Source organism: Mammaliicoccus sp. C-M13, assembly GCF_022386845.1.
GTDB classification, from domain to species: Bacteria; Bacillota; Bacilli; order Staphylococcales; family Staphylococcaceae; genus Mammaliicoccus; species Mammaliicoccus lentus.
In genome coordinates, this window is sequence record NZ_JAJNHQ010000015.1 from 23,782 (window position 1) to 36,687 (window position 12,906).

The 12,906-nt window shown below is 32.2% G+C and carries 12 protein-coding genes; 4 read left to right on the plus strand and 8 right to left on the minus strand.

The features are described 5' to 3' along the window. Positions 1–63: 63 nt before the first annotated feature. Positions 64–1,623: an alanine/glycine:cation symporter family protein gene (locus LQ615_RS11365; RefSeq protein WP_275584025.1), complete on the minus strand. Its 1,560-nt coding sequence runs from the start codon at positions 1,621–1,623 to the stop codon at positions 64–66. Between the two features lie 361 nt (positions 1,624–1,984). On the opposite strand from LQ615_RS11365, the gene LQ615_RS11370 reads away from it, so the two are divergent. Further along, positions 1,985–3,097 carry an AI-2E family transporter gene (locus tag LQ615_RS11370; protein WP_017000866.1) on the plus strand — a complete coding sequence of 371 codons (1,113 nt, stop codon included), beginning with the start codon at positions 1,985–1,987 and terminating at the stop codon, positions 3,095–3,097. Positions 3,098–3,504: 407 nt separating this feature from the next. Here LQ615_RS11370 and fabI read toward each other — a convergent pair whose 3' ends face one another. The 7 genes from fabI to LQ615_RS11405 form a co-directional block, all read right to left on the minus strand. Beyond that, the gene (gene fabI, locus LQ615_RS11375; RefSeq protein ID WP_016999367.1) at positions 3,505–4,278 is read right to left on the minus strand and encodes an enoyl-ACP reductase FabI; all 774 of its coding nucleotides are present in this window, start codon (positions 4,276–4,278) and stop codon (positions 3,505–3,507) included. A 150-nt stretch (positions 4,279–4,428) separates the two neighbouring features. Next, positions 4,429–6,270: a cation:proton antiporter domain-containing protein gene (locus tag LQ615_RS11380; protein ID WP_064204861.1), complete on the minus strand. Its 1,842-nt coding sequence runs from the start codon at positions 6,268–6,270 to the stop codon at positions 4,429–4,431. A 10-nt stretch (positions 6,271–6,280) separates the two neighbouring features. Next, complete coding sequence (gene mgtE / locus LQ615_RS11385; RefSeq protein ID WP_239704086.1) at positions 6,281–7,663, minus strand: magnesium transporter; 1,383 nt, start codon at positions 7,661–7,663, stop codon at positions 6,281–6,283. A gap of 50 nt (positions 7,664–7,713) precedes the next feature. Then, positions 7,714–8,556: an RluA family pseudouridine synthase gene (locus LQ615_RS11390; RefSeq protein WP_070045152.1), complete on the minus strand. Its 843-nt coding sequence runs from the start codon at positions 8,554–8,556 to the stop codon at positions 7,714–7,716. 3 nt (positions 8,557–8,559) lie between these two features. Next, on the minus strand, positions 8,560–9,363 hold the full coding sequence (locus tag LQ615_RS11395; protein ID WP_016999371.1) for an NAD kinase: 804 nt from the start codon (positions 9,361–9,363) through the stop codon (positions 8,560–8,562). 12 nt (positions 9,364–9,375) lie between these two features. After that, positions 9,376–10,011, minus strand: coding sequence for a GTP diphosphokinase (gene yjbM, locus LQ615_RS11400; protein WP_016999372.1), 636 nt, complete (start codon positions 10,009–10,011; stop codon positions 9,376–9,378). A gap of 5 nt (positions 10,012–10,016) precedes the next feature. Then, positions 10,017–10,373: a UPF0738 family protein gene (locus tag LQ615_RS11405; RefSeq protein WP_016999373.1), complete on the minus strand. Its 357-nt coding sequence runs from the start codon at positions 10,371–10,373 to the stop codon at positions 10,017–10,019. Positions 10,374–10,508: 135 nt separating this feature from the next. Between LQ615_RS11405 and LQ615_RS11410 the strand changes: the two genes are divergently transcribed. From LQ615_RS11410 to LQ615_RS11420, 3 genes are all read left to right on the plus strand, one after another. Then, positions 10,509–11,087 carry a CYTH domain-containing protein gene (locus LQ615_RS11410; RefSeq protein WP_070045153.1) on the plus strand — a complete coding sequence of 193 codons (579 nt, stop codon included), beginning with the start codon at positions 10,509–10,511 and terminating at the stop codon, positions 11,085–11,087. A gap of 95 nt (positions 11,088–11,182) precedes the next feature. Next, positions 11,183–11,542 (plus strand): globin domain-containing protein, encoded by a 360-nt coding sequence (locus LQ615_RS11415; RefSeq protein WP_064211107.1) that lies wholly within the window; start codon positions 11,183–11,185, stop codon positions 11,540–11,542. Between the two features lie 20 nt (positions 11,543–11,562). Further along, positions 11,563–12,351: a DsbA family protein gene (locus tag LQ615_RS11420; RefSeq protein ID WP_239704085.1), complete on the plus strand. Its 789-nt coding sequence runs from the start codon at positions 11,563–11,565 to the stop codon at positions 12,349–12,351. Positions 12,352–12,906 lie beyond the last annotated feature (555 nt).

Consider the following 12,906-nt stretch of genomic DNA (forward strand, 5'->3'; position numbering starts at 1 on the left):
CTATACATATAAATACATTGTACAGTAGAGAGCGCATATTTGAAAGCGTTTGATATTTATAAATTATTCTTTAATATCAAATTCTTTTAAACGTTTTGGATAATCTTCATGCCAAAATTTTGCATCTGGAACTTCATTTGGATCGGGTCTATATATTGCATATTTTCCTGAACCTTTTTCTTTCTTTTGCCTTTCGAAATCTTTAAGTGCTCGTAATGCTGGTTTGTGTAGTATCCATATTGCAATAATATTTAACCACGCCATCATACCAACACCTAAGTCACCCATCATCCATGCTACATCCGCCGTTTTAACACAACCATAAATTGTGGCAGCTATGAGCACTACCCGCACAAGATTTATCCATATTTTCTGCTTGTCGGAGGGGACTATAAAGCTGACGTTGGTTTCTGCAATATAGTAATATGCGAGTATAGTTGTGAAAGCAAAGAAGAATAACGCTAATGCGATGAAATATGAACCTATTCCAGAATAGCCTGGACTAAATGTGTAGTCATCTCCTGAGAATGCTTTATCTATCCCTGCTTGTGCATACATTGCTGTACCACTCACATCTTTACTACCATCAGCACTTTCTACATAAATTCCATTATCATGAATTAAATGTGGCGATCCATCTTTATTTGTAGCACCATCTGTAATATTAAATGTACCAGTCATTAAAATCATTAATGCTGTTGCTGTACACACTAATAATGTATCAATATATACAGAGAACGCTTGTACTAATCCTTGTTTTGCTGGATGTGAAACTTCTGCTGCAGCAGCGGCATGAGGCCCAGTACCTTGACCTGCTTCATTTGAGTACAGTCCACGCTTTACACCTATCTCAATCATGGCACCAAATATACCACCAAATGCTGCTTCAGCTCCAAAGGCTGATTTAAATATAAGCGCAATTAACGAAGGAACTGCATCTATATTAAGAATAATAATTAATATTGCAAAACCTATGTAAATAATAGCCATAAACGGAACAACTGCCGTTGCTACATTTGCAATTGATTTAATACCACCAAAAATAATTAACGCTAGTAATATTGCTAAAACAATAGCTATAATCCACGCATTCAAACCGAATGCATTTTTCATTGAAGAGGCAATCGCATTTGATTGAACACCAGGTAATAACAATCCTACTGAAAGTATTGTAACAAGTGCAAAAATAACTGCGTAAATTTTTCCTGCTTTACCCTTTATACCAGTTTCTATATAGTAAGCAGGACCCCCACGGTATTGACCTTTAATATCTCTTTTATAAATTTGGCCGAGCGTTGATTCGATGAAAGCTGAACTAGCACCTAAGAACGCGGTTGCCCACATCCAAAATACTGCACCAGGACCACCGATGAAAATCGCTGTCGCAACACCTACAATATTACCAGTACCAACACGACCAGCTAATGAAACTGCTATCGCTTGGAATGAAGAAATACCTGTAGGTGATTTTTCCCCTTGAAACATTAACCTTATCATTTCTTTAAAATGTCTAATTTGAAAAAATCGCATCATAAATGAGAATAAAATTCCTGTAAGTAATAAACCATATACAAGGGCTTTACTCCACACTATATCATTGGCAAAGCTAACAATAGATTCCATAATAATCTCCCCTTTGTTGTAAGCCTGTAAGATAATTTCTGAATTCTGAAAATTTGGAAATTATCTTGTTATGATTATACCATGTATAAAAACACAATCAATATATTTTTTCACTTAATAATTATAATATTTGTAAGCGTTTTCTTTGTTGATTTAATCTTTTTTTATATTAATATAGTTTAAAATACTATTAACTTTCTATTCATGAAAGATTAATATTTATTCTAATCCGTACAACTTAAAATTAATATAGATTAATTTACGAATATAGATTTAAAAGTATTTCCAATTATCATTGTCAATTTTCATTTTTCGCTTATAATATAATGGTATACAAAACTAGATTAAAGGAGGTACGCTCTTGTTAAATAAAGCTTGGTTCCGTTCAGGAATCGCCATTCTCCTAACATTTCTAATCATAAAAGTATTTATGGAAATTAATCAGATTTTTTATCCAATCATTGTTATTGTTCAATCGATTTTATTACCTTTATTATTAGGTGGTTTCTTATTCTATATTTGTTTACCATTCCAAAAAATGTTAGAAAAAAGAAAAATACCTAGATGGGGCAGCATCACTATTTTAATGATTGCATTAGTATTCGTTATTATGTTGTTCATTTCTATAGTTGCACCTCTAGTAACAGATCAAATTAACAATTTAATTAGAAACATGCCTTACATCCAGCGTGAAGTACAAAATGCAGTAGATTATGCTTTACAACAAAGAGATAGACTACCAGATAACATTTCTCAAAAAATTAATGACTCTATAGAAAGTATTAGTGGTATTGTGACAGATATGCTTTCAAACTTATTTGGATATATATCTTCATTAGTATCAACACTTTTCTTATTAATTTTAGTACCTTTCTTCTTAATATATATGTTGAAAGATCATGAAAGATTTATCCCGTTTATCGCTAAACCATTTAGAGGACGTACAAAGTGGTTCGTAGTTAATTTATGTAAAGACATTAACCAAACGCTACAAGCTTATATACAAGGCCAAGTAACAGTCAGTTTAATCTTAGGTGTCTTACTTTATATCGGTTATACATTTGTAGGCTTAGACTACGCTCTATTACTTGCCTTGCTCGCATTAGTAACTAATATGATACCATTCCTGGGACCATGGTTAGCTTTCATACCAGCAGCCATTATTTCAATAATTCAAGACCCAGTGATGTTTATATGGGTAAGTATTATTACGTTAATTTGTCAGCAATTAGAAGGTAATGTTATTACACCAAATATTATGGGTAAGACTTTAAGCATTCATCCCCTAACAATTATTACTGTTATATTAGCAGCTGGTAATTTAGGAGGATTCGTAGCTATTTTAATTGCTGTACCAACTTATGCTGTTATTAAGACAATTGTTAGAAATGTATACACACATAGACAATCAATAAGTTCAACAGCATCGAGAACGGTAGAAGATGATCCAATAGTAGATAATGATTTAAAATAATGACTATTTAAAAAGCCGAAACACGGCGTTCGTGTTTCGGCTTTTTTAGTGTACGCTGCCCTTCTTTCAAGCTATATTCATTTTGCGGTTCGATAATTTATTTTATCGGCCTGTATTTTTGCGTTTGCGGGTCGATAATTTATTTTATCGGCCTGTATTTTTGCATTTAAGTCTGAAACATTACAATGTATCAGACCTCTTTATTATAGTGGCAGTAGCTAATTAAATTGAAAATGCACTTATATCAAGCTTTTTTCAATCCTAGTCATCCTGACCGGGGCGGGTTACGAAATCTCTCTCCCATTTTAAATATCATTTCATATAAATAAAAACTCACAATTCGAAGGTTAAACAACAACGAATTGTGAGCACTATTTATGAGACTAGTATACTTCCCAAACTAATAATTATTTTACGATATGATAACCTGAATCAACATGAATATTTTCACCAGTTACACCGCTAGAGTAATCACTTAGCAAGTAAGCAGCTGTTTTACCTACTTCTTCTGTGTCTACATTGCGTTGTAATGGCGCACGTTCTTCAATTTCTTTAAGGATAGAGTTAAATCCACCTACACCTTTAGCACTTAAAGTACGGATAGGTCCTGCAGAAATTGCGTTAACACGGATATTATCTGCGCCTAAATCACTTGCTAAATATTTAACATTTGCTTCTAAACTTGCTTTAGCTACGCCCATAACATTATAGTTAGGAACAGCGAATTCTCCGCCTAAGTATGTAGTAGCAACGATACTGCCACCTTCAGGCATAAGTTTTTTAGCTTCTCTTGAAACAATTGTTAAAGAATAAGAACTGATGTCTTGTGCAAGTAAGAATCCTTCTCTTGTTGTATCACTAAATCTACCACGTAAATCTTCCATATTAGCGAAAGCAATTGAATGATAAACGCCATCTATTTTACCGAACTTATCGCCTATTTCTTTAAAAGCATTTACAACGTGATCGTCTTGTTGAACATCGCATTCATATAAATATGCTTCATCTTGGTTTTTTAGTTCGTCGAATAATTTTTCAAGTTGATTTTTACTACGTTCTTTTCTGTAAGTAAATACTAATTTAGCACCAAGTTCATCTAATACTTTTGCTACGCCGAAACCAATACTTCTCTTATTAGCAATACCCATAATGACATATGTTTTTCCTTCTAAATTAAACATTCATTTAACTCCTTTAATATGTATATTATTCTTTACATTCACTGGTAATGATACCACTGGTCATACCACCTGACAAGCATAATACCTTTATTTTCATTTAGAAAAAAGCAAAAATGAGAAGCAAGTTTCACTCCTCATTTTCACTTTAAATCAAATGAATTCCATATCTTGTTTTAGTTCTGATACATATTCTTTCGAACCTGTAACAATCAGTTTATCTCCATATTGTAATTCTGTATCACCATGCGGTACGATTGAATCTTTTCCTCTAATAATTCGTACGAAAATGATATCGCCTGCAAAAGGAAATGAACGTAATAACACATTGTGGTAACTGTGATTTTTCATTTCGATTTCATATAGTGATGTTTCTACGTTACTTAATAAGTTCAGTACGTTTGGAGATTCAATTAAACCTTTAAGTAATATCTTATTACTTAAGAAACTACTAAAGAATTCAATGTTCTTATCGTGTAATTCATCATCTTCTGAAATGTTTTCTTGCTTACAAATAATTCGTTTAACACCATGTTTATGAGCCATTAAAGCTACTTTTTTATTAATAGCATCATCATTTGCAGAACAAACAATGATATCTGATTTAAATAACCCAAGCTCTATTAGTTCTTCTTCAACATAATCATCTAACTCATGTGTTTTAATACTTTCATCTAAATTACGATGATCAGCTAAGTCTTTTCTAAAGAACATAGTCGTTTGATATATGTGTGAATGAATACTTTGAGCAACTGGTATAGACAGTTGGTTTTTACCAATGAAACTTACTTTAACAATTACTTTAGTTTCTTCTGGTATTGGGAATAACTTCTTGAATACTATTGGTACAAACACACATGTTATAACTGCACTTAACACAAGTATACCTGAGATTTCAGGTGAAATAGTGCCTAATTGTTCAGCAATTTTAGCAGCTGCAATTACAAGAGAAAGTGTTGATGTTAATAAAAATGCTGATGAAATTGTTGTTTTCATATCATACCATTTTCCAATAATACTTACTGGTATTAATTTTGAAATTAAGAAAGCAATAAACAATAAAGGTATGATAAGCAACAAGCCTGGTTCTTTTATTAAAGAAGGTATGTTTAAATTTACACCGACCATGATAAAGAATATTGGTATGAAAAACCCATATCCAAATGAATCTAATTTCTCTATCATATCTTGATCTGGACCAAGCAATGAAACAATAACACCTGCTAAGAAGGCACCAAGTATATTTTCAGCCCCTACGCCTTCAGCTAAAGCAACCAATAGTATAATAAGTGCAAATACTGCTCTTATCCCTATTTGTGTTGTTCCTGAAGTTAACTTTTTTAAGAACGGTGATTTAATGAAATAGCCACCAATTATGTAAAATACAATTCCAAATGCGATTAAAATCGTTATTAACCATAGCGGTGAATCACCTTTTGCGTTTATCGTACCGTAAACAGTCAATAGAATCATCGTTACTAAATCTGCTACAACTGCTACTAGTAAAATAAACTGACCTATGCTCGTATGCATAATATTCATTTCTTTAAGCGTTGGAACAACTACGCCTAGACTTATTGTTGAAATGATAATAACCATAAGTAAAACATCATCGATTAAACCTGTCCATTTAAATACAAATGCTAAAAATATAGATAAAATCATAATCATTGAAAAGACGATAGTCATTAAAGATAAATTGCTTGGAATTTTATTCGCTTCTTCATCTTCTGAATGTTTCTTTGACTTAAATGCATTGAAATCAATTTCTAAACCACTTAAAAACATCAAAAAGATAAATCCAAGTGTAGATAAAATGGATAACCAAGCATCCTCTTTAACTAGACCAAATAAAGAATCACCAATTATAATCCCCATTATAATTTCGGCTACGACTACAGGTAAGAAAGATATTTTAAGTCTATTGACTAGTATAGGGGTTAAAAATGCTGCTACTACCACTATTACTAGCGAAGTAAAACTAGAATGTTCCATATTTTTCTCCTTATATTAAATATGACATAAATGCAGTTGCTAAACCAAAATATATTAACATACTAATAATGTCATTAATTGTCGTTATAAACGGGCCGCTTGCTACTGCAGGATCTATATTCATTTTATTCATAAACATAGGTATGATTGCTCCCATTAATGTACCAACTGTCATTGCAATTGTAAGACTGATGGAAACAATCAACGCCAAAACTGGCTCTCTGTATAATAAAATAATAATTAGAAATAAACTAAGTGCACAGCAGAAACCAGTTAATAAACCGGAGCCTGATTCACGTAAAGCGAGCTTGAATTTGCTTTGCTCATCAATTTCCCCTGTGGATATATTACGTACTGAAACGGCTAAAGATTGCGTGCCTGAGTTACCACTCATACCACTAATTATTGGGATAAAAGCTGCTAATAAAGCTACTTGAGATAAGGTTTCTTCGAATTGGCCTAGTATTGATGCTGTAATCATACCTAATACTGTTAAAATTAATAACCAAGGTAAACGTTTCATTGCTGTTTGAAACACAGTATCGTTAGTAGAGTCTATATCAGACACACCGGCCAATTTAGAGTAGTCTTCACTTGCTTCTTCATCCATAACATCTAAAATATCATCGATTGTTATAATACCTAATAAATGATCTTGATAATCAATAACAGGTAATGCAATTAAATCGTAATCTCGCATCGTTTGAGCTACGTCTTCTTGGTCATCTGCTACATTAGAACTAATTACACGTTCACTCATAATTTCTTCGATATATGCGTCGTTTTCTGCGACGATTAAATCACGTAGTGAAATGACACCAGCTAGTTTTTTATTCTCATCTACAACAAAAATAACGTAAATTGTTTCTGCTTGAGGCGCTTGTTCTTTTACATAAAACATAGCTTCCTTTACAGACATTGTAGAATAAACTGAAATGTATTCTGTTGTCATGATACCGCCGGCAGTATCTTCTTCGTAATGAAGTAACGCTTTAATTTCACGTGCGTCTTCCCGGTTCATAAGCGTGAGCAAAGTGGCAACTTTATTCCTAGATAACACGTTTAGAATATCTACTGCGTTATCGTAAGACATATCACTTAACATTTCACTCGCGTAATTGGCATACATATTTTGAAATATTTCTTCATATTCTTCGTCATCTAATTCAGTGGTTTCAAAGAAATCCGCAACTTCATTAGGTGAAAGAAATTGATATATTTTTTGCTTAAAGGTGTCATCACATATTTCAAAGTATTCACCTTGATCATAAGTATGTAAGCGTAAAAATTCTTCTCGAAATTGATCAATATCATTGTTCTCTAATAAAGCATCTAACTGTTCTTTATCAAATGCTTCATCTTCGACATATTGCTCATTATTTTCGTTTGCCAATCTTGCCACCTCCTCTTAAAAAATTCAATTCATTATAGCACATCTACGTATTATAAGTGATAATGGACATCATCTTCAATATAAATTTTTCTTTTCGTAATTGGGTGTTCAAATTCCACAACATGACATTGTAATAGCTGGTGAGAGTAAGCTGTTTCATCAGAACCATACAAATTATCTCCTACAATAGTATGGCCAATGTGTGAAAGGTGAACACGGATTTGATGTGTTCTTCCGGTAAATAATTGTAATTTTAATAATGAGCGCGTATCTTTTTGGTTCAATAATTCGTAATATGTATGCGCAAATTTTCCCGAATCAGAAACTTCTCTTTCTATAATAGAATGTCTCGCTCTCGCTATAGGTGCAATGATATCGTCACTTTTTCGTTGCACTAAACCATGAACAATTGCTAAATAATATTTATTAATAACCGTTTGTGACATCATATGGTGCAATAGTTGATGTTTCGTAAATATAACTATACCACTTGTCCCTCTATCTAAACGTGTAACGATATGTGGTATTGTTTGTTCTTCATTTTTATTCATATGGTATAGCACCGCTTCAACTAAACTATTGTGCGGGTGTTCTCTCGAAGGTGCTGTATTAATGATAGCTGGTTTAGACACTATAATTAACCATTCGTCTTCATATAATATATTTAATGTAATATCACAAGGCTCTAAATTAATGCTTGGCGTTTCATTCGGTAAACATACTTCTACTTTATCCCCCTGTTCTAATACTTTTCTTACAGTTGCATGTTCCCCATTAACAAATAAAGCACCATTTTTCTTAATGGCGCTTAAACTCTTTTTAGATATGCCTTTGTCATATAAAAATGTCTTTAACAACATAGTCGATGTTGCATTATATTGTAAAGTTTTCATATGTTAATCCTCATTTGAGATAAATGAATCATGCACTCTTTTCCAAAATGGGAAAGGTCTGAATCTAGCAAATCTCACTTTTTCATTTGCAACTCTATATTGTATAGACTCAATATTTTTATGTTTAACGTTAACATGATCAATCGTAACTTGTAATGTATCTTGATTAACTGGATGTATGTGACAAACGTGATGTTTAGGTAATACTAGTGGTGATCCAACTGTTCTAAACACTCGGTTGTTTATAGACGCGATTTCTGCAATTTGCATTGCTTCTAAAGATGGATGTATTAAAGCACCACCTAATGCTTTATTATAAGCAGTTGAGCCAGACGGTGTAGATACGCATAAACCATCACCTCTAAAGCGTTCAAATTGTTCTCCTCTCAATACTAAATCCACAACTAATGTCGCACCATCATCTGTTTTGATTGTCGCTTCGTTCAAAGCAAGATATCTTGTTTCATATCCACCCTTTTTATAACGAACAATTACTTCTAACAATGGATACTCTATTACTTGATATGTAGAGTTATTAATTTCAATAATAAGTTTTTCAACTTCATGCGGTAGCCAGTCAGCGTAGAAACCTAAATGTCCTGTATGTACGCCGACAAAACTTACATCCCCTAGCATGTGACTATACTGGTGAAATGCTTGCAATAATGTACCATCTCCACCTACCGAAATTACAATATCAGGAGATTCTTCATCTTGAACCATATTAAAATCAGTCATATGGTTTTTCATTTTGTACATTAACGCATTAGACTTAGAGTCACCTTTTGACAAAATATTATATTTCACAGCATTCACCCCTCAATCATGATTATGTTTATTGCTTTTCTGTCTAGAATAATATTTTTGAGCTTCTTGAATTTCTTCACGAATTTCAGACATTTCCTCATCTAATAAAAATGCTGCTTCTGCTGCTCTTTCAAGCCTATTCCTTATTTCTGGAGGATAAGCACCGTCATACTTATATCTTAAAGTATGTTCAATTGTTGCCCAAAAATTCATTGCTAACGTTCTAATTTGTATTTCAGCCAAAACAGTTGTCTTACCATGTAATGTTTCAATAGGATAGCTTATGATGACGTGGTATGAACGATATCCACTTTCTTTAGTGTATTGAATATAGTTTCGTTCTTCTACCACTTCAAAATCTTGACGTTGTCTTAGTAATTCCACAACAACATCTATATCATCAACAAATTGACACATCATTCTTAAACCTGCAATATCATACATTTCTTCCTTTAATCTATCGAAAGGTATGTTACGCTGATTTGCTTTATCAATAATACTTGAAATTGGCTTTACGCGACCTGTAACAAATTCTATTGGCGAAGGTCTATCTAAAGATTCGTATTGTTTACGTAACCCCTTCAATTTAATCTTCAACTCGTCAATTGCTTGTTTATATGGTGCCAAAAATTCGTCCCATTGATTCATAACCATCACTCCGCTTTGTTTAATTCAAATGCTTCTTCTACAGAAGCGACAAATGCTTTACCATAGTTGTGATTATCTGCGATGTTGTCTAGTAAAAATTCCATTTCTTCTTTAAATGAAGTTAATATTAAATGATCGTTCACGATGACCTCTTTATCAAAATTCTCGTGAATCATTGACCATGTTTCTTCGACAAATAATAAATAATCATATTGCTCCCCACTGTCTAGCATATATACAAACGCAAGATTATCGCTATCAACAATCATATGTTCAGCCGGCTTTAATCCATCAGTTGGTTGGTCAGTATAACATTGTATTTGATTATCATTAATTTTAATTTCATTTACATAAATACGCATGACTGTTCCTCCTTATTCCCATTCATTTTAACACATTTTAATTTAAAGATTCATAACATGACTCTATTTTTATATAATTACTTGTTTAACCTATTATCTTCTATAATAATAGTATTAAAGGAAGTGTTAAAGACAATGGGACAAGAATTAGAAATAGAGTTTAAAAATTTACTTACTCGAGAAGAATATTCATCATTAAAACAATATTATTTTAAACAAAACGAACCTTTTAAACAAACAAATCACTACATAGATACAGAAAACCACGATATCATTTCTCAAAAAATGGCACTAAGAATACGTGAGAAAAACAAGCAATATGAAATGACTTTAAAAGTACCACAAAAAGTGGGTTTACTAGAGTACAACGAAGTAGTAGACAGTTTACCACCAATAAATGAACCGTTAGACAAACATTTTTTACCAAAAAATATTTCTGAAATATTAAATAAACAACAAGTTCCCTTAAATGAACTAAAGCTCTTGGGCGACTTAACCACATATAGATTAGAAAAAAGCCTAGATACAGGCCTTCTCGTTTTAGATCATAGCGAATATTTAGGGAAAGAAGATTTCGAATTGGAATTTGAAGTAACAGACTATAATAAAGGAAAAGAAGCCTTTTTAGAGCTACTTGCTGAACATCAAATTGAAAATCGTAAACCAGATAACAAAGTGAAACGCTTTTTTGACGCCCAAAGTCAATCAACATGAATTTGTTTTGATTACAAGTCGAATTACTTTTAAATATATAAGAACATGTTATATTAATATTATCAAGATTGAAATAAGCAAGAAAAGGTGAAATTATGACTCCATATGAAGTAATCGACCCCAAAGATTTATACGACATGATTGATCACTTTTATTACCTTGTAGAAAAGGATACACGGATTAATCATCTTTTCCCTGGTGACTTTGCAGAAACAAGTCGTAAACAAAAACAATTCTTAACACAATTTTTAGGTGGTCCTGCTTTATATACAGAAGAACATGGACACCCTATGTTACGTCAACGTCACATGCCTTTTAAAATAACAACTAAAGAACGAGATGCATGGTTAGAAAATATGGAAAAAGCACTTACGACATCTCATTTAGAAAGAGATATACAAGAATATTTATTTGAAAGACTTAAGCTAACTGCAAATCACATGGTTAACGCTTAATATAGTTGAAGGTGGATAATATGGCCGAAGAATTAAGATTAATCCATGCTAATGAACAAAGTAATGCTGATTTAACACCAGCAAGCAAAATAGAAATATATTCATTTTTCGATCCATTTTGCGAAGATTGTTTTAATCTTTCTTCTACATTAGCAAAGTTAAAAATAGAATATCAAAAATACGTAAAGATTCGTCAGATTTTGAACCCATCTCTTAAAGTATTAACTAAATGTCAGGCTCAAAGTACATGTGAATTTGATAATATAGCACTAGCTTTTAAAGCTGCTGAATTACAAGGACATAATCGAGCTACAAGATTTTTAAATTTAATTCAGAATGAGATTATACCTCATGAAAAAATTATTACAACAGAACTTATTAGAAAATGCGCTTTTAAATCGGGAATAGACTTATCTGTTTTTATAAATGATTTAAAAGAACAAGCTTTAACAGAAAGTCTACAGACGGACATGCATATTGCTCGAGAAATGGATGTAGATATGACACCTTCCCTTGTATTCTTTAATGAAGATATACATTCAGAAGGTTTAAAAGTCGAAGGAACATATCCTTATCATATTTATACGTATATCATTCAAGAATTAATCGGGACAGAAGTTGAGAAACAACTTCCACCTAAACTAATCGAATATATACAATCACAAAAACTCGTTTCCGAACAAGAAATAGCAACAATATATGAGTGGCCAGAGAAAATTGTAAAAAGAGAACTTAAAAAATTACAATTACAAGGTTACATTGAACAACAAGAATCTATTCATGGAGACTTCTGGAAATATAAGAAATGAAATTTACAAACTGAGCCTTGGACAATAAGTTTATTAGACTCAAATCAAACGGGATTGGGAAAGCATTATAAAAACAGCCAAAATTCTTTAGATAATAAGAATTTTGGCTGTTTTTGTATGAGGAGCGATGATAATTCACTTTTATTCAGAAATCTAGGGATAAGAAGTACTCTATGTTGCACGTTGAGCTACTCTTGCAACTTTCAGGTCACTATTTTTATATTATTGATTCGCAAAATCACATTCTTACTTATTAATACCGAAATAAAAAAGGATTTATCCGTAGGTTTTCACCTAATGGATAAATCCTTTTAATTTGAGTATGAATTTTAATCACCCATACTCATGCATGAAAGATTAATTAATCTTTTGGGCTATTGCCTAATAGATAACTTTTGGGATGTTAACTATGAACGAATAAATAAAAAACACCGTGTCTGATTACACGGTGCTTAAACAAAGGGGATGGGAGAAATTTTTCACTTCAAACAAAGGGGTATGTTTGTTATGTGATTAATTTCATATACGTAATATAACATGCTATGTACACATAAT